Below are 21444 nucleotides of genomic sequence, written 5' to 3' on the forward strand. Positions count from 1 at the left end.
CTCGAAATAAAAAAACATCCCTGATTCGTCAACCCCGACACAACCCCGTAACGCCAGTCTAATTCCCTCTTGTGTATTCCACCTTTTCCTGCTAAAATAGGATATTGCGAGTTAAGAAATGGGATTGTCCCTTTTTATAGCTCCTTGCTCTTACACATGTAAGGGCCGTTTAGACCAAAGGGAGGTGACTAGAATGCGTAACTACGAGATTCTTTACATTCTTAGCCCACAATTGGATGAAGAGGCTGTGAAAGCGGCGAACGAGCGTTTTCAAAAAGTCCTTACTGACAATGGTGCTGAAATCACATCTGTTGATGATAAAGGAAGACGTCGTCTTGCTTATGAAATCAACGATTTCACTGAAGGCTATTATGTGATCTTGAAAGTACAAGCTGAAACTGTAGCGGTTAATGAATTTGACCGTCGTGTGAAGCTTACTGATGATGTAATCCGTACACTTGTCGTTCGAGATGACGACTAATTGAATAGAACAAAATAAAAGGGAGGGTTATGCATGATTAATCGCGTTGTACTTGTCGGCAGACTCACGCACGACCCGGAACTTCGTTATACGCCGAACGGTGTAGCGGTTGCGAATTTCAGCATTGCTGTTAACCGACCGTTTACGAACCAACAAGGCGAGCGTGAGGCTGATTTTTTTAGTTGCGTCGTTTGGAGAAAACAGGCTGAAAATGTTGCGAACTACTTGAAAAAAGGCAGCTTAGCAGGCATTGACGGACGTCTTCAAAGTCGTAGCTTTGAAAATCAAGAAGGCAAGCGCGTGAAAGTTGTGGAAGTGCAAGCTGAGAGCGTACAGTTTCTGGAGCCACGTGCTCACAAAACTCTGGAGGCGGCGGTCGTTATGATCAAGGCGGCGGCTACCAAGGTGGAAACCAGTACAATCAAGGTGGCTACAACCAAGAACCGCAACGACAATCATCTAACCTAAATGACGATCCGTTTTCCAATGACGGAAAACCGATTGATATCTCTGATGACGATTTACCATTCTAATATGAAAGGAGCGAGACCACATGGCACGTCGTAGAGGCAAGCGTAGAAAGGTATGTTATTTCACGGTAAATAAGATCAAGCGCATCGATTACAAAGATGTGGATCTGCTTCGTAAGTTTGTATCTGAGCGTGGGAAGATTCTTCCACGCCGTGTAACAGGTACTTCTGCGAAATACCAACGTAAATTGACAATCGCAATTAAGCGTTCCCGTCAAGCAGCACTTCTTCCTTACGCGAAAGAAGTATAAGCAGATGACTAGAAGGGCCATCACCTCCAATCGTATGGAGAGGGTGGCTCTTTTTCGTTGGAAGGTGCACGCCTTTCATTTTATGGGTGAATGGGCTACAATAGATCAGTGAAAGCTATCGAATAGAAAAGACTTCGTTAGGCAGATGGGTGGTTACGAAAAGAAATGAATCAGTCACGCAGATTAACTGAAGGCGCAGTGATGGTTGCTGTGTTTGCAGTTCTTATCGCGCTATTATACATACCGCTTATTGCCCTCTTTACCATATGGTTTTTGCCATTACCTGTTATGATTTATACGGTTCGACACGGTGCAAAACCGGGTGCGATTGTGCTCGTTGTTGCAGCGCTCGTCAGTTTCCTGATCGGTTCGGTGTTGGCACTTCCAGCCATCCTTATTTTTGGTATCGGTGGGTATGTGACCGGATTGAGTTATGCACGAGGCAAAGGACCATTTCAAACGCTGTTTGCAGGTAGTGTAAGTTATGTACTATCAATCATCGTATTTTTTGTTTTCTCGAACCTCGTTCTTCAAGTGCATCCATTTGAAGCGATGGTCGACATTATGATTGAATCGACGAATTCGGCGGAGCAGTTGATTACGGCTGTTGGCGCTGATGTGAATGAAGAAGCGCTCACGCTATATCGTGAAATGGCACAAATGATTCCACAATACTCAGCGCTCATTATGATCTTTACGGGGGTTGTGTTTGCATTTTTAACTCAAGTTGTCGCTCATCCGATTTTACGCCGTTTTGTTAAAGGGAATTTTGGATTTCCACCGCTTCGTACGTGGTCATTGCCGACATTTTTCATTTGGGTATATTTGATCGGGATTGTATTTAGCTTGATTAGCTATAGTGATCCAGGATCGGGGCTATACATCTTTATGGCAAATGTATCTCCTATCCTTGAAGTTGCCATGATTATTCAAGGTGCGGCCGTCATGTTTTATTTTGCTCATGTGAAAAATATTTCTAGAGCGTTTCCGATTCTCATTTTAGTGTCGATTCTATTGGTACCATTTGTTGGTTTCCTTGTCAGAATGCTAGGGATTATCGATCTCGGTTTTGATTTGCGGAGTCGCATTAAGTCTGATAAGAAGTAGGGGTTGATCAGTTTGCCCAAAGTCACACATTATAAATGGTACTTGTATCCGACCATCCTTTTATTTGTGGCACTGACGGTCAGTGTTACCGCTTTGTTATTTTACCAATGGATTCTAGCTGTTATTGGATATGTCGTCATTGTTCTTCTTGGGGTCTTGTACTATTATATCCAATCCAATTATCAAAAAGAGCTCGGACAGTACATCTCCACGTTGACTCACCGTGTCAATCGAGCCGGTGAAGAGGCAGTGACGAACCTACCAGTAGGAATTATTCTTTATGATCAAAACTACAACATTCAATGGGTGAATCCGTATATCCACGACTTGCTGCCAGAAGAGTACCTCGGACATCCGTTGTCTATTATTTCGTCAGAGTTGCCCATTCTTTTAGAAGATAAAAGTCAGGAACATCGACTAAAACTAGGGGATCTTGAGCATTACGTATACGAGCGACCGAATGAACGGCTTCTCTATTTCTTTGATATGACCGAGACGGTTGAAACGAAAGAGCGTTACAACGAAGAGAAAACGGTTATTGGCATTATATTTCTCGATAATTATGATGAAGTCACGCAAAGCCTTGAAGATCAAGTGACGAGCTCTCTACGAAACAAAGTTGTAGGCTTATTGAATCAATGGGCGAATGAACATGATATTTTGCTCCGAAGTACGGATGATGACCGGTTTGTCGCTGTTTTTAATCAGCGTGCATTATCAGAGATTGAAACAAATCAATTTCAAATCATTGATCAAATTCGCGAAGAAACGTCTAAAGATCAAGTGTCTCTCACACTAAGCATCGGTATTGGAACAGGAGAGCGGACGATGCGTGAACTCGGCTCTCTCGCCCAATCGTCGCTTGACCTAGCGTTAGGCCGTGGTGGCGATCAAGTGGCGATCAAGGAAAAGAGTGGTCAAGTTCGTTTCTACGGAGCAAATCAAATGCCGTTGAAAAACGAACGCGTGTGCGTGCACGTGTAATTTCTCATGCGTTACGTGATTTTGTTCGGGAAAGTAATCAAGTGATTGTCATGGGCCATAAAACGCCAGATATGGATGCGATTGGTGCGAGTATTGGTGTATTGAAAGTTGCTGAAGTGAATGATAAAGACGCTTATATCGTCGTTGACAATGAAAATGTAAGCCCTGATGTGCAAAAGCTCATGGATGAAGTGGAAAATCACGAATATTTATGGTCGCGATTCATCTCTCCAGCTGAAGCGTTAGAACAACTTACAAAGCAAACATTGCTCGTTGTCGTGGATACGCACAAACCGTCGCTCGTTATTGAGCCGAAGTTGTTGGAACGAGTGCACCGAGTCGTTGTGCTGGATCATCACCGTCGAGGTGAGGAATTTATTGAAAATCCTGCTCTTGTATACATGGAGCCCTATGCTTCATCAGCTTCAGAACTTGTTACGGAGCTTCTTGAATACCAGCCGAACAAAGTGAAGATGGACGCCCTTGAAGCAACTGCTATGCTAGCCGGAATGATGGTCGACACGAAGCATTTCAGTATTCGCACAGGTTCACGTACGTTTGAAGCGGCATCTTACCTAAAAGCGAACGGTGCCGACACAACAGCCGTTCAATTGCTCTTAAAAGAGGACTTAGAGAACTATAATGAAAGGTCTAAGCTCATTTCCCGTTCCGTGATTTATGGAAATGGCATGGCGATTGCGCGTGGTGAGGAGAATCAGAGCTATCATCAAGTGCTCATTGCCCAAGCGGCCGACACACTTCTCACAATGAATGATGTGAGGGCATCGTTTGTCATCTCTTATCGTTCGGATGGGCGGTTAAGCGTAAGTGCCCGGTCATTAGGAGATGTGAACGTACAGGTTATTATGGAGAAGCTGGGCGGTGGAGGTCATCTTACAAATGCCGCGACACAAATGGACGACACCACACTTCTTGAAGCTGAAAGCATGCTTAAAGAAGCCATTGATCAATATTTAGGAGGGACATCAAAGTGAAAGTCATTCTTAATCAAGACGTAAAAGGACAAGGGAAGAAAGGCGAGGTTAAAGACGTATCCGAAGGGTATGCTCGTAACTTCCTCTTAAAGAATAATTTGGCTGTAGAACTCTTCAGGCAACCTTAAAGATCTTAAAGCAAAGAAACAAAGCGATGACAAAAAGGTTGAGGAAGAACGGCAAGCTGCTGAGGAAATGAAGCAGAAAATGGAAGCGACAGACATTGAGATGACCGCAAAAGCTGGTGAAGGTGGACGGCTATTTGGAGCGGTTTCGACGAAGCAAATCAATGAAGCTTGAAAAATAAAGGTTTTAAAGTCGACAAAAGAAAAATTGAGCTCAATGATCCGATTCGCACGCTCGGTGTCACGAAAGTGCCGATTAAGATTCACCCGGAAGTCATTGCTACAGTTAATATCCACGTCAAAGAACAAAAGTGAAGTGAGAAATCGAGGAAGGAGGGGTTACAGTGTCCGAACAATGGCAGGAAGACCGATTGCCACCACAAAATATTGAAGCTGAGCAAGCGGTTCTCGGCGCAATATTTCTGGAAGAAGAGTCACTCGTAGCCGCCTCAGAACGGTTGCGCCGGAAGATTTTTACCGGGCGTCACATCAGCGAATTTTTGAAGCTATGGTTGAGTTGTCTGATAAAGGGGAGCCTGTTGACCTCGTTACGGTAACATCAGAGCTTCAAGATCGTCATTGGCTTGAAGAAGCAGGTGGCGTCTCTTATTTGACCGACCTTGCCAATGCGGTCCCGACAGCTTCCAACGTGTCTCATTATTCGCGGGTTGTTGAAGAAAAGTCGTTACTTCGCCGCCTCATTCGTACAGCGACTTCTATTGCATCGGATGGTTATGAATCCGACCACGAAGTTGATGATGTGTTAAGTGATGCGGAGCGCATGATTTTGGAAGTCTCCAACCGAAGAACGTCAGGGGCGTTTGTGTCCATTAAAGATGTGCTGATGGAGACGTATGACAACATTGAAATGTTACAAGGACGTGGGGACGCCCTCACCGGGGTCTCCAGCGGTTTTCAAGATTTGGACCGGATGACAGCAGGCTTTCAAAGAAGTGACCTCATTATCGTTGCCGCAAGACCTTCAATGGGGAAAACGGCATTTGCTTTGAACATTGCCCAAAACATTGCAACGAAAAGCGATGAAAATGTTGCGATCTTTAGTTTGGAGATGGGGGCATCCCAGCTCGTACAACGGATGCTCTGCGCCGAAGGGAACATTGACGGAACTCGTCTGCGTACCGGTCAGCTCATCGAAGAAGATTGGGAGAAGTTGGCGATGGCGATGGGCTCCCTTTCTCGAGCAGGCATTTATATCGATGATTCCCCAGGGATTACCGTCGCTGATATTCGCGCAAAATGCCGCCGACTCAAACAAGAGCGCGGACTCGGGATGATCTTAATCGATTATTTACAGCTCATCCAAGGCCGTGGCACAGAAAGCCGCCAACAAGAAGTTTCTGAGATCTCAAGGAACTTAAAAGCAATCGCGAGAGAACTAGACGTACCTGTTATCGCGCTATCTCAGCTATCCAGAGGTGTGGAATCAAGACAGGATAAACGACCGATGATGAGTGACTTGAGAGAATCAGGAAGTATTGAGCAAGATGCTGATATCGTTTCTTTTTTATTTCGAGAAGACTATTACGATCACGACGCCGAAAATCAGAATATGATTGAAATCATTATCGCGAAACAACGTAACGGTCCGGTAGGCAGTGTGGAGCTTGCGTTTATTAAAGAATACAATAAATTCGTCAACCTTGACCGAAGGCACGACGAAAATATGGCGCCCCCTGGGGCTTAGCGAAGAGTTCAGCTCTTCGTTTTTTTATATTGATGACGGGTCTGGAGTTCTGTAATACGAATGAATATAGATATTTATAAATTAATGTTCGGATTTACTTTGACCTATTCGGGTTATTTTGCTAAAATGAACTTCGGTAAACGTATAAATAATGAACAATTATCCTACTGGAAGAGGTGAGTCTTTTGTCATCCATCGTTATCGTAGGCACGCAATGGGGAGACGAAGGCAAGGGGAAGATTACAGACTATTTATCGGAGAATGCGGAAGTCGTTGCCCGATATCAAGGGGGAAACAACGCCGGTCATACGATTAAGTTTGGCGGAGAGACTTATAAATTGCACTTGGTACCTTCCGGTATTTTTTATAAAAATAAAACGTGTGTGATTGGAAACGGCATGGTTATTGATCCTAAAGCGCTCGTGGAAGAGTTGAAAGGCCTTGAAGACCGGGGTGTGGATACGAGCAACCTTCGAATTAGCAACCGCGCGCATGTGATCCTTCCGTATCATATTAAGCAAGACATTGTGGAAGAAGAAAGCAAAGGTGCGAGCAAGATTGGTACGACGAAGAAAGGCATTGGTCCCGCGTACATGGATAAAGCCGCGCGCGTTGGGATTCGAATCGCTGATCTATTAGAAAAAGAAGAATTTGAGAAGAAGCTTTCTAGAAATCTCATCGAAAAAAACCGTCTACTTGAGAAGATTTATGAAACAGAAGGGTTTACGGTAGAAGAAATTCTAGATACGTATTATGCGTATGGTCAGCAGCTTGCAAAGTACGTTTGTGACACGTCTGTCGTGTTGAACGATCGCATTGATCAAGGAAAGCGTGTCTTGTTTGAAGGCGCGCAAGGAGTCATGCTCGATATTGATCAAGGCACATATCCGTTTGTGACGTCGTCGAATCCGATTGCTGGAGGGGTGACGATTGGTTCGGGTGTAGGGCCTTCAAAGATCCATAAAGTCGTTGGCGTTTCAAAAGCGTATACGACACGCGTAGGGGATGGTCCGTTCCCTACAGAATTGACGAATGAAATTGGGGATCGCATTCGCGACATCGGCAACGAATACGGGACGACAACCGGCCGCCCTCGCCGCGTTGGCTGGTTTGACTCAGTCGTTGTTCGCCATGCGAGACGCGTGAGTGGGATTACAGACTTGTCCTTGAACTGTCTTGATGTGTTGAGTGGTCTTGATACAGTTAAGATTTGCACAGCGTATGAGTACGAAGGGGAACGTCTTGAAGAATTCCCAGCTAGCTTGAACATTTTGGCAAAATGTAAGCCAATCTATGAAGAAATGCCCGGTTGGCACGAAGACATTACCGGTGCGAAGACGTTAGGTGACTTACCAGCAAACGCCCGTCACTATGCGGAGCGTGTGTCGCAACTGACAAACATTCCGCTCAGTGTATTTTCAGTCGGTCCTGACCGCACGCAAACGAACGAAGTTCGCGGTGTTTGGGGATTATAAGAATTTACATACATCTCATAGATGAGTCTATGGGGTGTATTTTTTTAGAGTTGTCTTGTGTCAGAATGTTCTGTTTGGTTTATACTAAAAGTAAGAGTGGTTGGTCTACTTTTTTGAAGTTTCTTAGTAGGGTGATAGAGGGTAAAGCGTTACAAACAACAAGAAAGCGAGGGCAACGGTATGAAATTTCTAATTAATGGTGAATGGACAGGTGACCAACTCGAACAAATCGAGGTCATCAACCCAGCAAATAATGAAGTTGTCGACACCGTTCCAAAAGGCGGTCAAAAAGAAGCGGAAGCAGTCGTGGATGCGGCAGCAAAAGCGTTACAACCGTGGAAGTCACTCACTGCAGAGGAGCGGTCAGCAAAGCTTGAGAAATGGCATGCGCTCATTGGAGACAATCACGAAGAATTGGCAAGAACGATGACGAAAGAACAAGGCAAGCCGCTAAAAGAATCTAGAGGTGAGATTACGTACGCCAATTCGTTTATTAAGTGGTATGCAGAAGAAGGCAAAAGAGTGTACGGGGAAACGATTCCCGCCTCTGCACCGAATAAACGAATTTTCGTGTCAAAACAGCCTGTTGGTGTTGTTGCCGTTATTACACCGTGGAATTTCCCAGCAGCGATGATTACGCGTAAGATTGCTCCAGCACTTGCCGTCGCTGTACGGTGATTATTAAGCCTGCAACAGAAACGCCGCTGACGGCGTTGAAACTTGCGGCTTTAGCAGAAGAAGCAGGCATTCCTAAAGGTGTCGTCAATGTGATTACAGGAAAAGCGAGCGACATATCAAACGTATGGCAAAATGATGATCGCGTGCGCAAATTGACGTTTACCGGTTCTACAGAAGTCGGACGAACGTTAATGGAAGGTGCAGCAAAGAACATTAAAAAGATTTCACTGGAGCTTGGCGGTCACGCGCCGATTGTCGTGCTCGAAGATGCTGATGTTGATAACGCTGTAGAGCAGGCCATTGCTTCAAAGTTCCGTAATGCTGGACAAACGTGTGTGTGCGCAAACCGCATTTATGTCGCGGAAGCCATTGAAGAAGAATTTGTGGAAAAAATGAAAGCTGGCGTAGAGAAGTTGAAAGTCGGCTACGGATTGGACGACGGAGTTGATATCGGACCGATGATCAATGAAGAAGCGGTCGATAAAGTGATTGAGCATATTGAAGATGCGAAACAAAAAGGGGCAAAGGTCGTTACGGGTGGAACGAAGAAGGACGGGCTCTATTTGATGCCTACCGTGGTTTCAGGTGTGACCGAAGAGATGGCGTGTATGAATGAAGAAACATTTGGGCCTCTCGCACCGATTTCCACATTTAAGACCGATGAAGAAGCCATACAACGTGCGAATGATACGATCTATGGTCTCGCTGCTTACTTGTTCACAAGTGACATCGCTAAAGCCGTGCGACTGACCGAAGAGCTAGAGTACGGTATTGTTGGATTGAACGACGGTGGCCCTTCAACTGCGCAAGCGCCATTTGGTGGTTGGAAGCAAAGCGGTATTGGCCGAGAAGGCGGCCACCACGGGATTGAAGAGTATCTTGAAACAAAGTATATCTCTTTAAAGCTATAAGTAGTGCTTCTTTATAGAAAGGTAGTAGAGACTTCGACACGGATGCCGACAAGCTGCTTCGGCATCCGTTTTATCATGTCAGAGCGAAGTTGCGTTGCCTAAACCGGCCATCCTTGTTGTGTCCATCAAAAGAAGCGGATTTGTATCGAACGTTCATACAATCGTTTGAACCGCTATGAAGGCGTATAGGGGAGCCTGTGTGAGCCTCCCCCAACGCCTTACAATCCAACAGCGTCTGCTTGTCCGAGCGTTTTCTCGTAGTACACAAACGGTTCGCTCCGAGCTTCCGTGAGCAGTTCGCCGACTTTTGTATAGCCGAGCTTATGAAATAGTCGCATAGCTTTCGTGTTTAAGGAGTACGTATCGACTTTAATTGAAGTGTGCCCTCGCTCGAGCGCGACGTGTTCAGCATAAGTGAATAGTGCAGCAGCCACCCCGCGATTTCTCGTATCTGGATTCACTGCGAGTCGGTGTAGCGTGATGGCATCTTTATGAAAATCGGTCCATGTGAGCTCATCGTACTCAGTGGCAAAGGCTTGATTTATGACGATAAATCCTTCAATACGTTCTTCAACAAATACATACAGTTCTTGATTGGTAATATCAGTGGCAAAGTGTTTGAGTGTTGGGTATTGATCGTTCCACTGGTCACTACCCTCGTCGTTCATCTGTGTAACGGCTCGTTTGGCAATCGATACAATGCCAGAAAGGTCTTCCATTTGTGCTAAGCGAATCATCAGTTGTCCTCCTGTTCTGCACGTATCATTATAACGCGAGCAGTGTAGAAGAATTTTCTGAAAACATATTGACAACGTATTTTGCGATCGTATATAATACAGTCAAATAAAGTTGACGGAGTGAGAAAGGCATGATGAGTAAATGAAAGATGTGTTCATAATGACGAAGTACGCACAATTAAAAGCTGTGAGCGATCCGTTTCGAGGGAATCTACTCACGCACTTTGGCACCGAACCGATTACCGGACAACAGCTTGCAGAAAAATTGGATCTGTCTCGTTCAAAGATTCACTATCATCTGAACGAACTTGAGAAAAATGGCATTATCCATATTGTGAAACGGGAAGAGAAAAACGGAATTTTACAAAAGTTCTATCAGCCTGTCGCCCTATCCTTTCTTGTTGATGAACAATTGCTTAACTTTGTTGAAGGCTCGGGTGGTGAAAAGACCGGGTATAAAAGCGCATCATTTCGTGGGGATGATGAAGCCCGTCAGAAGTTTCTTACTCACGTATCCGACGCGATCGACGAAGGCCGCAAGCGATACGCCAAAGATGAAGGGGAAACGTTTACGATTAGCATGAGCTGGACACCGAAAAGCTAAACCGTCTATGTCTTTTCAGCCATAGACGTTCATTTTACCCGAACGGTCAATTTATTTTGACTGAATAAATTCAATCACTCAGGAGGTTTTTTTATATGAAACAAATTCTGAAAAATTTTAACTTTGTCATTTTATTACTAGGTCGAAGTTTATCAAACGTCGGAAGCAGTTTGTACTCGGTCGCGGCGATGTGGCTCGTTTACGAACTTGGCGGATCATCCTTCTATACGGGATTGGCGCTTTTCTTGACACAAATGCCTGCGATTCTGCAAATTCTGCTCGGACCGATGATTGATCGATTTCACGTGAAACGTCTACTCGTAGGCACACAAATGCTTCAAGTCGTATTACTGCTCATCGTTCCCGTGGCACATGCTTTTGGCATTCTTACGATTGCTGTTGTTCTAACGGTCATGCCTGTTGTTTCACTTTGCAATCAATTTTTGTACCCTACGCAGCTCTCATTATTGCCGAAAATTTTGAAAAAAGAGCAGTTGACGAAAGGAAATTCATTATTTGCGGTTGCTTATCAAGGGACCGATGCCCTCTTTAATGCGATTGCCGGCTTGTTGCTTGCAGTTGTTGGAGCGATAGCGATTTTCTACATAAATAGTCTCACATTTCTGTTATCGGCCGCGTTACTCATGTTGCTTCGCATCCCTTTCACAAAAATGGCGGAGCAACAGTCAGAAAAACCATCGGCACGAGCGATGGTTACCGACTACATCGGCCAATTAGAAGAAGGCATCACCGTTTTAATGCACCCATTTTTCAGGAATTTACTCGGCGGCGTTGTTTTCGTCAATCTAGCAGGGGCGGGCATGTTTGCCGTTCTCCCTGCTTTCAGTGCCGCACATGGTGGACCAGAATATTACGGGTTATTTTTATCAACTGCGGGAATTGGCGTCATTGTCGGAGCCGCACTCGTATCGGTGTTAAAGCTTGACCGCATTAAAGTAGGGCGGTTGTATGCCGGAGTGATTGCGATTAATGGCGTTTGCATGGTCGTGCTCACAATGATTCCAAACCCATGGGTATCGATTCTTCTCTTCGGCTTGGCTTGGTTGCCTGCTGGCATTATTAATGTCAGTTCACAAGTCATTATCCAATCCGCTATACCGAGTCATTTGCTTGGTCGCGTAATGGCTGCTGTCATGGGAATATCTGCGGGAATAGCTCCAGTCGGGGCATTGCTCGGTGGTTCTGTCGGAGCGATTCTCACAAGCGATGCAGTCATTCTAATTAGTGGAATCATCATGTTAATTGTAGCGGTTATTTGGACGTTTAATCGCACCATGAAAAAAATCCCTGCAGTGAAAGACTTAACTCCAGAAACATTTCAACTCGGATAGAAACCGATGCGGTGGGCATAATGATAATGTTCACCGCCGATTCAAATAAGAAGTGTCCGAAGGGGGAGTGAAACGCGAATTTATGGTAGAATAAAGAGGTTGTTTCTCGCACCTTCGAGGTCGATCATTGATTTCCTGCATAAACTTAAAAAAACCATTGCAAAACAGAAATAGACATGCTAAGATAAATCTTGTCTTTCATTAAGAAACGAGAGCCATTAGCTCAGCTGGTAGAGCATCTGACTTTTAATCAGAGGGTCGGAGGTTCGAGTCCTCCATGGCTCACCATTTACATATTGCCAACTTCATCTTACAATAGAGTAAGCGTACTTTGTACGTAACTCGAAGTAAGAACGAAGTGGTTGAAAAACCCGCCGCTTTATACTCGATTTTGAAAAGGAAGCAAGAAGGTCGAGGAAATGATTGAGCGAGTGAGTGAGCGTACACCGTACGTGACTCGAACGAACGAAAGAAATTGACGAAGAGATTCGCAGTTTATTCTTTAAGACAAATAGTATTTAAAAGAAGCAAGGAGTTCGCGGAAGCGACTGACTGAACGAGTGAGTGTACAACGTACACGACTCGAGTGAAGGAAGCTGACAAAGAAATCCGCCGCTTATTTTAAATAATAGGGGCCTGTGGTGTAGCGGTTAACATGCCTGCCTGTCACGCAGGAGATCGCGGGTTCGATTCCCGTCAGGCCCGCCATTTATAATTGGCTCGATAGCTCAGTCGGTAGAGCAGTAGACTGAAAATCTACGTGTCGGCGGTTCGATTCCGTCTCGAGCCACCATTTGATTGTCTGTCATTCGTATATTCAATCAAATCACTTACGACATTTATGAAACAGCGTTAAGCTAGACCCTGAATCTTATGATTCAGGGTTTTTTATCGGGGATTTGGATGGCTGTGTTACAATAGAGACGGACAAATAAGTAGACAAGCGTTCATATAAATGGGGCTCAAATAAACAAATCTACGAGAATCGGGGAGATTGTGACATGAACGAAAAAATACTCGTGGTTGATGATGAAAAACCAATTGCAGATATACTAGAGTTTTCCTTAAAGAAAGAAGGATTTGAAGTAGAGGTTGCGTATGATGGCGATGAGGCTGTAAATAAAGTAGAGTCTTTCCAGCCAGATCTTATTCTCCTGGACATTATGTTGCCGAATCGCGATGGCATGGAAGTGTGTCGAGAAGTACGGAAGAACTATGACATGCCAATCATTATGCTGACAGCGAAGGACTCAGAAATAGATAAGGTGTTAGGTTTAGAGCTAGGCGCCGATGATTATGTAACGAAGCCATTTAGCACGAGGGAGCTGTTGGCCCGTGTGAAAGCGAACATTCGCCGATTGCAAGTTGCGCCTGCGCAAGATAAGCAAAAGAGCGGGGAAATGGAAATTGGCGGACTTACGATTGACCCAGAAGCGTATCTCGTTCGAAAGCGCGGTGAGCCAATCGAGCTTACGCACCGAGAGTTTGAACTCATTCATTACTTGGCTCGTCATATTGGACAAGTGATGACCCGCGAACATTTACTTCAGTCGGTGTGGGGATATGACTACTTTGGGGATGTACGTACCGTCGATGTGACCGTGCGGAGGTTACGTGAAAAGGTTGAAGACAACCCGAGCTACCCAATTTGGATTATTACACGCCGGGGTGTAGGTTATTATTTGCGTCATCCTGAACAGGAGTAATGCTGCATGGAGAAAATCCTTAACTTCTTTAAGTCTTTCCAATTTAAGTTAATCCAATTTAAGTTAATTGCGATTTATGTGCTTTTGCTGCTCATTGCGACGCAAATTATTGGTGCGACGTTTATGACCTCTCTAGAAAGCCAAACGATCCAAAACTATAACGACTACCTCGACGATCGGGGTAGTCTGCTTGCGAATAATGCGGCGGAGATTATGATGGAAAATCGTTCCGATGATGATGAAGTCGACCCTCAAACCCAAGTGCGTCAAGAAATGAATGAACAAGTTGATCTATTGTTTGGGGATCCGAATGAGCATGTAGAAGTGGTGGATAGCAATGCGACGATCATTACTTCAGCAGCACAATCGTTAGTCGGGCAACGGAATACAGACATACAAATCTCAAGAGCTTTGTTTGGGCATGAGCAACAAGCTGAAACATACATGAATCCTGATACCGGGGATCGTACGCGCGTCATTATAGAAAAAATCGAAGGCAACAACGATCAAATTATCGGGGTTGTCCAAATTCGTGCGTCGCTAGAAGACTCGTATGAACAGGTGACGGAAATCAATGCGATTTTTACGTGGAGTGCGGTCATTGCCCTTGTGATTACAGCGATTATCGGTATCGTTCTTTCGCGAACGATCACGCGACCGGTATTGGATATGCAAAAGCAAGCGAAACGAATGAGTGACGGCGATTTTAGCCGACAAGTTCGTGTGTACGGTAGTGATGAAATTGGACAGTTGGCAACGTCGTTTAATACGCTAACGCTTAGTTTGAAAGAAGCGAATGCAACAACTGAAGGTGAACGTCGTAAGTTAAGCTCTGTACTTTCGCACATGACGGACGGGGTTATTGCTACAGATGAGTTAGGGAGAATCATTCTTTTGAATCGTCAAGCTGAAATTCTTCTGTCTATGTCGAGTGACGAAGCAATGGGTCAACTGCTACCGGACTTGTTACAACTATCGGATCAAGTAACCCCGAGTAAGCTCTATGACTATTCGGATTCAATGATTCTTGATTTTAGTGATGAAAAAAGCACGTATTTGTTGGAAGCGAACTTCAGTGTGATTCGCCATGAAGACGGGCCGATAACCGGGCTTATTACCGTTCTTCATGATGTGACTGAACAAGAGAAGATTGCGAGTGAGCGTCGTGAGTTTGTTTCCAATGTGTCTCATGAGTTAAGAACACCACTCACGACACTAAAGAGTTATATGGAAGCTTTAGAAGATGGTGCACTGGAAGATCCTGAACTCGCGCCACGCTTCTTAGGTGTTGCCCAAACGGAAACGGAGCGGATGATTCGCCTCGTAAATGACTTGTTGCAGCTTTCGAAAATGGATCGTGATGATATACACCTTAATAAATACGACTATAACCTTATCGCTTGGCTGCATGAAGTGTTGGACCGATTTGACATGATGGTTAAAGACAAAAACATTGGGTTCGAGCGTCAACTCCCACCTTATCCAGTGCGCATTCAAATCGATCGTGACAAAATGACACAAGTGATTGATAACATTATTTCCAATGCGATTAAATATTCCCCTGATGGTGGGACGATTACGGTTGGTACAGACTTGCAAGAAGAAGGGGCCGTTATCTACGTACAAGACGAAGGAATGGGCATACCAAGAGAGAATTTACACAAGATTTTTCAGCGTTTTTATCGAGTCGACAAAGCCCGTGCTCGTAACTTGGGTGGAACAGGTCTTGGGCTTGCGATTGCCAAGGAAATGGTAGAAGCTCACGGTGGAACGATTGCTGTGAGTAGTGAATGGAAAAAAGGAACGACGATTACCATTCGTTTACCATATACAACGTTCAGTGAAGGCGGGTGGAGCTCGTGACAGAACGAATCAAGTCAGGGGTGCTGATTGTTCTCATCCTCTCCAGTTTATTGCTTACATGGCAACTATGGACGTATCAACCGAACCTAGAAGTTCTTGATGAAGGGGGATACACAACAGAGAGTATCGGTGAAACAGCTGCAACCGATGACATCATTAAGCCAGCAAACATTATTTACCATGTCGAAGACGAACGATTTATGACGTATGGAAATAACAGTATAGAAACGGAGAGGCTTCTCGATGACTTGAACAGTCATGGTCAATCAGATTTTGAAGTTATTGAGAATCCGAATTCTTCTTTGGATTTGTATCCGGACACAGACTTTATTGAACTGAGCTTTCCAACTGGCATTCCACCTGAGTTGGTCCAACAGCTCCTCAATGAAGATGCGGATTTGTTAATGGATACCGATACCTCTTTTGAACGAATTATTCTCTATGAAAATCAAGAAGATACGGTCATTCGTTATCTTTCCTTTGATGGCGAAGAATCTGTAGAAGCTCGGGTGAACATTAACCCATCAGTATTTCGAAGTAACTATTTATACAACTATGAGGTGGATAATGTATACCCGGTGTACAGTGAACTGGCTGGAGGCACGGGGGAGCGCTTAGATAAGCCTCTTTATTTACCGATCGAACCTGTATATTATACGAACAGAAGTTATGAAATTGAGACGTCAGACTACATTTCACCAGCTGCATTTGAGCCGTTATTGTTCGATGAAGAGCCGATTCCAGTGTCAGAACAGAGTATTTACATTGGCAGTTCTCAACAAATGACGGTGAGCAGCAACAACGACTTTTTGGAGTTTACAGATGTGACGGTACCTGTCACCCAATCGGAAAACCCTGACCAAATTGTCCAGGATGCGATTAATTACGTAAACTTGCACGGAGGGTTTACTGAGAAATATCAGCTTTACGGGTATGGGTCTGACCGCGCAAATGTAGAGGAAGATGAGTATGCTCGTTTCCGACTCGTCGAAGACGGAGTGCCGGTATTGGATTCTTCAAATGACGGCTATATCAATGTAATGAGAAGCTACAATGAAGTCATATCCAATTATACGAGGCCTTTGTATACACTTGGAAGGTTTCAAAGTGAGCTTGCTTCGTCTGAGCAATTGCCACACGGTGAAAGAGTTTGGGAGAGTATAGGCGAAGACCGAGAAGAAATTACGGACGTTCGTGTCGGGTATACAATTCATCGAGAGCAAGGCATTACCGAGACGATCAGTTTCGAGCCTGAATGGTATGTGTTGTTAAACAATGTTTGGCAGCCGATCGACTTTGGTTCGGAGGAGGATTCATATGGATTGGAGTAGAACAAAAACGATTTTTATTGTGACATTCTTATTCTTGAATACTTTCCTCGCTTACCAACTCGTTGATAAGCAATCGTATGAAAATATTCTAAGTGAGCAAAACGAGAATGAACAAACTTTTGAAGAGCTCGTAGAGACGGAGAATATCGTCATCGATGCAGAGTTACCCGAACACGAGAACTTGCCGCAACTAATTGTAGAAACAGCACCTGTTTCCTATGATATTGTGGAAGAGTTTTATGGCAGTAATTCTTGGTTTGAAGACTTGGATGAAGATATTGTAGATGGGTCTCTTGAATTAACATTAATTCTTAGCTCTAACTTTTCTGTCGATGACGGCTTATTTAGTAGCGTGAACGCGTTTGTTGAAGAGCAAATATTAGAAGGTGAGTATTACAGCTTTGGTGGAATGGCAAATGCGGAGAACACAGACAACGTCGAAATGAATTTCTACCGTGACCATGAAGGGTATACACTCTATGGGAGTGGAGGCAATGCTCACCTCGTCATTACCGTGAATGAGAGTCGAGAAATTACAGTTGCAGAACAACAGTTTCTTAACATTGATGTGAGAGAAGAATTTGAGGAGCTGGAATTAATTACAGCGGCAGATGCAATTGAGGCGTTAATCGACGAACAGGTCGTGACGAGAAATGCGACGATTCATGATGTAGAGCTTGCCTATTATAGTGCCAATACAGATGGTGAAAGGGCCGTATACATTCCGGTCTACCGCATTCGAGCGAGTGATGATGTATATGAAGAGGATCCTCCATTTGGTGATTTTTATATTGTGAATGCCGATAGTGGACGGGTCACGTCAGATGAGTCGCTCAGTGATGAATAATAGGGTGGGGAATATATGAGTATGCAATTCAGCGTTCTCGCAAGTGGCAGTACGGGCAATGCTATGTACGTTGAAACAGATAAATCCAAAATTTTGATTGATGCTGGCCTAAGCGGAAAGAAAATTGAAGAGCTTTTTCGTAGTATTGATCGGTCTCTTTCTGATATTGATGCCATTCTTGTCAGTCATGAGCATACTGATCATATTAAAGGGGTCGGCATCGTTGCGAGAAAGTATAACGTGCCCGTGTACGCGAACGAGAAGACGTGGAAAGCGATGGAGTCTTCCATCGGGCCCGTGAATGCTGAGCAGCGTTTCCATTTAGAAACGGGACGTATCGCAACGTTTGAAGATGTGGACATTGAAACATTCGGCGTCTCCCATGATGCAGCTGATCCAATGTTTTTTGTGTTCCACCATGAAAAAAAGAAACTAGCGATTGCCACAGATATGGGGTATGTGAGCGAGCGCATTAAAGGCACATTAAAAGAAGCCGATGCCTTAGTTTTTGAGTCAAACCATGATACAAACATGCTGCGAATGGGAAAATATCCTTGGAATGTGAAACGGAGAATTCTTGGCGATCGTGGCCACGTATCAAATGAAGATAGTGCGTTAGCGTTGTCTGAAATTATTACCGAGCGAACGAAACATGTGTACCTTGCTCATTTGAGTCTCGATAACAATATGAAGGATTTGGCGAGAATGACTGTCGAGCAAACGTTGGCAGAACAAGAGGTTACGTTGGGACATGCGGGTGTTCAACTCGTTGATACGGACCCTTTCTCACCGACGCCGCTTCGTTTATTGTCATAATAGGGAAAGAACCTCTGTATAATTTGATTGAAATGAAACAAAAAAGGGTAGTTTAATGGTGAATGAATTGCGGATGAATTGTTGGACGGCTCGCTGAGTGATTCGTTACACTAATGGTACATCCTGTGCAATTCACAATTTCTTTCTCGTTACGGTATCAGTAAATCGACATGGGGGGCATGTCAGACAATAGTAATCAAAGAAAGAAAGGTGGAGCAGCATGGGTTATTATGATGATCACTACCCATCAAGAAAAAGGAAAAGTAAAGGTTCGATTTTTTTAGGCATTATTTTAGGTGCAGCCCTTGTCATCGGCATCGTAAGTATTGGTCAGATGATGAACATCGGTGGGTCAAGTGCAGCTCAAGATGAAGAACAAAATGATCAAGAAGAAGACTTCTTTGCCGAAGACTCAGAAACGGTCCACCTCGATGTGACGACGGATGTAACAGATGTCGTTGACAACGTATCAGATTCTGTCGTTGGTGTGTTTAACCTCCAAAATACAAGCTTTTGGGGTGGCGCTGGCGGTGTTGAAAACGAAGAAGGTGTCGAAGCTGGAACAGGGTCTGGTGTTATTTATAAAGTAGAAGGAGATCTTGCTTACGTTGTCACGAACGAGCACGTGATTCAAGGTTCAGATGAATTAGAAGTGAGCCTAAGCGAAGGACAGCGCGTCCCTGCAGAGCTCGTCGCTCAGATATTTGGACCGACCTCGCCGTGCTTACGATTGACGCTGAGAATGTGGATACCGTCGCTGACTTTGGAGACTCCGATCAACTGCGTGTTGGGGAGCCTGCGATTGCTATAGGGAATCCGCTCGGACCACGGTTTGCCCGCACCGTCACACAAGGGATCATTAGCGCAACGGAACGCAGTGTGCCTGTTGATTTGACAGGGGATGGACAAATTGATTGGAACGCAGAAGTGTTACAGACAGATGCTGCGATTAACCCTGGAAACAGTGGGGAGCGCTTCTCAACATCCAAGGAGAAGTGATTGGCATTAATTCAATGAAGCTAGCCCAAGTTGAAGGAATTGGCTTCTCGATTCCAACGACGATTGTGCTGCCTGTCATTCAAGATATTGAGCAATATGGTGAAGTTCACGTCCTGAAATGGGCGTTATGATTGGCTCACTAGATGAGATTCCGAGCTATCATTGGCAGGAAACGTTGAATTTGCCAGAGGATGTTGGTGCAGGGGTATTTATTCATGAGATCGTGCCGAATTCTCCAGCAGACGCAGCGGGTCTAGAACAATATGATGTCATCGTTGAACTTGATGGAGAGCCGATTGAAGCTGCCCATGATTTACGAAGACATTTGTATACAGATGTTGATGTGGGCGATGATATGAGTGTGACGTTCTACCGAAATGGCGAACAAATGGAAACGACAGTAACGCTAAGTGAACAGCAAGATATGCTATAAAATTAATGGGTGTAGCTCCTCGAGATGCTTTCTTGGGGAGCTATACAATTGTGCGGAACATTTAAGTTGTCCACACCCGGACGATACAAAAAGTCTGTTACATAGAGGAGTACTTGTCCTAGCTGTGAATATGTGGATAACTATTGTGGATAAAGAGGTGGATAACGTGAAGATTCAATTACTTACTGTAGGAAAATGCAAGGAAAAATACATACTAACGGGAATTGCTGAGTTTGAAAAGCGGTTGCAAACCGATGTGAAGTTTGAAATTATTGAAGTGGCAGATGAGAAAGCGCCAGAGCGACTTAGCGACAAAGAAATGAACCACGTGAAACAAAAAGAAGGGGAGCGACTTCTACATAAAATCAAGCCACAATCATACGTTGTTGCTTTGGAACGGCAAGGAAAAATGATTGATTCTACTGCACTTGCTAACAAAATTCAGCAACTTACAACATATGGTACGAGTGATTTTACATTTATAATTGGCGGTTCTCTCGGGCTTAGTGAAGACGTAAGAAGCCGGGCAGACTATGAGTGGTCGTTTTCACCGTTGACATTCCCTCACCAATTGATGCGGCTAATGGTAACAGAACAGATCTATCGTGCGGTTCAAATTAATAAAGGCACCCCTTATCATAAATAAGAAGCACAATGTTTCACATGAAACAAGCATCGGTGAATGTGTGAAAGGTTTTGAATATGATAAAAACGATGTATTTACGGAGAATTTATGCGTCCTATATTCTTAGCGTGATCGTAGCTATTATTCTCTTAGTCTTAATCTTCTTTACGAATGATTGGTTAGGATCGTTACCCCTGCTCGTATTGATGATCGGTTCGATAGCAATCATTCCAGTCAGTCATTATAAATACAATCAAGTGAAAGATTTGGTCGTCCCTCAATCTGACATCCCGATGTTGCAACTTGACCATCTTGTGATTCAGAGAAATGTGGCCTATTTTCCACAGTTGTTGTTTTTCCAGAAAGACGGAAGTTATGTGGGTACAGCGAAGCTTCAAACCCTCCCGTGGTACGGCTATTTATTATCTCCGTTTTTCAAATCGGACTTGATTACAATTCTTCCGTTCACTTATACGATGTATGACGAATCCGAACGGGAGGTCATGCATCTTCAAAAGCGAGGATGGTTTCTTAAATCATATGTGACAATTATGAATGAAGATGGACACCACATAGGGTCTTATGAGCAAGAAGACTACCGAATCTTTAGTATTCAAGGAAAATTAAAGGATGCAACTGACCAGCTGTTATTGCCTATTCATGCGGATTTTACTACGAGTTTCACTCTCACAGATGATCACAAAAGACAGTGGGCGAGCTTCTATCAAGGTCGTTTTCCGCATGAGTATACGCACATTTTTCGTGATATGGAAAATCATATTGTCGAATTGTCCGATTCGCTGGAGGAAACGGATCACCGGCGATTGCTCGGTGTGCTCACATTTTTATTTTTACATATTAAGAGGTAGACGTTGAATGTATAGGAGGA

17 protein-coding genes, 3 tRNA genes and 4 pseudogenes are annotated in these 21444 nt (G+C 44.2%); 23 read left to right on the forward strand and 1 reads right to left on the reverse strand.

Annotated elements, in window-relative coordinates:
- The first annotated feature begins 193 nt into the window (after positions 1–193).
- The 10 genes and pseudogenes from rpsF (at position 194) to JCM19037_RS07520 (ending at position 9242) form a co-directional block, all read left to right on the forward strand.
- Positions 194–481: a 30S ribosomal protein S6 gene (gene rpsF, locus JCM19037_RS07480; protein WP_042399573.1), complete on the forward strand. Its 288-nt coding sequence runs from the start codon at positions 194–196 to the stop codon at positions 479–481.
- Positions 482–514: 33 nt separating this feature from the next.
- On the forward strand, positions 515–949 hold the full coding sequence (gene ssb, locus JCM19037_RS22335) for a single-stranded DNA-binding protein (RefSeq protein WP_193744694.1): 435 nt from the start codon (positions 515–517) through the stop codon (positions 947–949).
- Positions 950–1034: 85 nt separating this feature from the next.
- Positions 1035–1262, forward strand: a complete 228-nt coding sequence (rpsR, locus tag JCM19037_RS07490) for a 30S ribosomal protein S18 (protein ID WP_042399576.1) — start codon at positions 1035–1037, stop codon at positions 1260–1262.
- Positions 1263–1427: 165 nt separating this feature from the next.
- Entirely contained in the window at positions 1428–2369 is a 942-nt protein-coding gene (locus tag JCM19037_RS07495; RefSeq protein WP_042399578.1) for a YybS family protein, read from the forward strand.
- A 12-nt stretch (positions 2370–2381) separates the two neighbouring features.
- A complete protein-coding gene (locus tag JCM19037_RS29240; RefSeq protein WP_307189754.1) occupies positions 2382–3353 on the forward strand; it encodes a diguanylate cyclase domain-containing protein in 972 nt (323 codons plus the stop codon).
- Complete coding sequence (locus JCM19037_RS29245; RefSeq protein WP_307189755.1) at positions 3338–4348, forward strand: DHH family phosphoesterase; 1011 nt, start codon at positions 3338–3340, stop codon at positions 4346–4348. The genes JCM19037_RS29240 and JCM19037_RS29245 overlap by 16 nt, the downstream gene beginning before the upstream one ends.
- Positions 4345–4788, forward strand: a pseudogene (rplI, locus tag JCM19037_RS07505) (50S ribosomal protein L9). The gene JCM19037_RS29245 and the pseudogene rplI overlap by 4 nt, the downstream one beginning before the upstream one ends.
- Before the next feature lie 29 nt (positions 4789–4817).
- Positions 4818–6178, forward strand: a pseudogene (dnaB, locus tag JCM19037_RS07510) (replicative DNA helicase).
- 185 nt (positions 6179–6363) lie between these two features.
- Positions 6364–7653, forward strand: coding sequence for an adenylosuccinate synthase (locus tag JCM19037_RS07515; protein ID WP_042399581.1), 1290 nt, complete (start codon positions 6364–6366; stop codon positions 7651–7653).
- A gap of 180 nt (positions 7654–7833) precedes the next feature.
- Positions 7834–9242 (forward strand): annotated as a pseudogene (locus JCM19037_RS07520) (NAD-dependent succinate-semialdehyde dehydrogenase).
- 218 nt (positions 9243–9460) lie between these two features.
- On the opposite strand, the gene JCM19037_RS07525 reads toward JCM19037_RS07520, so the two are convergent.
- The gene (locus tag JCM19037_RS07525) at positions 9461–9979 is read right to left on the reverse strand and encodes a GNAT family N-acetyltransferase (RefSeq protein ID WP_042399583.1); all 519 of its coding nucleotides are present in this window, start codon (positions 9977–9979) and stop codon (positions 9461–9463) included.
- A gap of 160 nt (positions 9980–10139) precedes the next feature.
- Here JCM19037_RS07525 and JCM19037_RS22340 point away from each other — a divergent pair, with 160 nt between their 5' ends.
- From JCM19037_RS22340 to JCM19037_RS07590, 13 genes and pseudogenes are all read left to right on the forward strand, one after another.
- Positions 10140–10583: a helix-turn-helix domain-containing protein gene (locus tag JCM19037_RS22340; protein WP_238544599.1), complete on the forward strand. Its 444-nt coding sequence runs from the start codon at positions 10140–10142 to the stop codon at positions 10581–10583.
- A 95-nt stretch (positions 10584–10678) separates the two neighbouring features.
- A complete protein-coding gene (locus JCM19037_RS07535; protein ID WP_042399586.1) occupies positions 10679–11935 on the forward strand; it encodes an MFS transporter in 1257 nt (418 codons plus the stop codon).
- 212 nt (positions 11936–12147) lie between these two features.
- Positions 12148–12223 (forward strand) — tRNA-Lys (locus tag JCM19037_RS07540).
- Positions 12224–12567: 344 nt separating this feature from the next.
- Positions 12568–12643 (forward strand) — tRNA-Asp (locus JCM19037_RS07545).
- Positions 12644–12652: 9 nt separating this feature from the next.
- Positions 12653–12728 (forward strand) — tRNA-Phe (locus JCM19037_RS07550).
- A gap of 208 nt (positions 12729–12936) precedes the next feature.
- A complete protein-coding gene (yycF, locus tag JCM19037_RS07555; RefSeq protein WP_042399589.1) occupies positions 12937–13641 on the forward strand; it encodes a response regulator YycF in 705 nt (234 codons plus the stop codon).
- A gap of 6 nt (positions 13642–13647) precedes the next feature.
- The gene (walK, locus tag JCM19037_RS07560; protein ID WP_042399593.1) at positions 13648–15504 is read left to right on the forward strand and encodes a cell wall metabolism sensor histidine kinase WalK; all 1857 of its coding nucleotides are present in this window, start codon (positions 13648–13650) and stop codon (positions 15502–15504) included.
- Positions 15501–16835 (forward strand): YycH family regulatory protein, encoded by a 1335-nt coding sequence (locus JCM19037_RS07565; protein ID WP_042399597.1) that lies wholly within the window; start codon positions 15501–15503, stop codon positions 16833–16835. Before walK ends, JCM19037_RS07565 begins: the two co-directional genes overlap by 4 nt.
- Positions 16822–17682 carry a two-component system regulatory protein YycI gene (yycI, locus tag JCM19037_RS07570; protein WP_042399599.1) on the forward strand — a complete coding sequence of 287 codons (861 nt, stop codon included), beginning with the start codon at positions 16822–16824 and terminating at the stop codon, positions 17680–17682. The genes JCM19037_RS07565 and yycI overlap by 14 nt, the downstream gene beginning before the upstream one ends.
- Positions 17683–17697: 15 nt before the next feature.
- A complete protein-coding gene (locus JCM19037_RS07575) occupies positions 17698–18498 on the forward strand; it encodes an MBL fold metallo-hydrolase (protein ID WP_042399601.1) in 801 nt (266 codons plus the stop codon).
- A gap of 220 nt (positions 18499–18718) precedes the next feature.
- Positions 18719–19930, forward strand: a pseudogene (locus tag JCM19037_RS07580) (S1C family serine protease).
- Between the two features lie 166 nt (positions 19931–20096).
- A complete protein-coding gene (gene rlmH, locus JCM19037_RS07585; RefSeq protein ID WP_042399712.1) occupies positions 20097–20576 on the forward strand; it encodes a 23S rRNA (pseudouridine(1915)-N(3))-methyltransferase RlmH in 480 nt (159 codons plus the stop codon).
- A 56-nt stretch (positions 20577–20632) separates the two neighbouring features.
- The gene (locus tag JCM19037_RS07590; RefSeq protein ID WP_042399604.1) at positions 20633–21424 is read left to right on the forward strand and encodes a hypothetical protein; all 792 of its coding nucleotides are present in this window, start codon (positions 20633–20635) and stop codon (positions 21422–21424) included.
- The last annotated feature ends 20 nt before the right edge of the window (positions 21425–21444 follow it).

Source organism: Geomicrobium sp. JCM 19037 (genome assembly GCF_000698105.1).
In the GTDB taxonomy this organism is placed as follows: domain Bacteria; phylum Bacillota; class Bacilli; order Bacillales; family Marinococcaceae; genus Geomicrobium_A.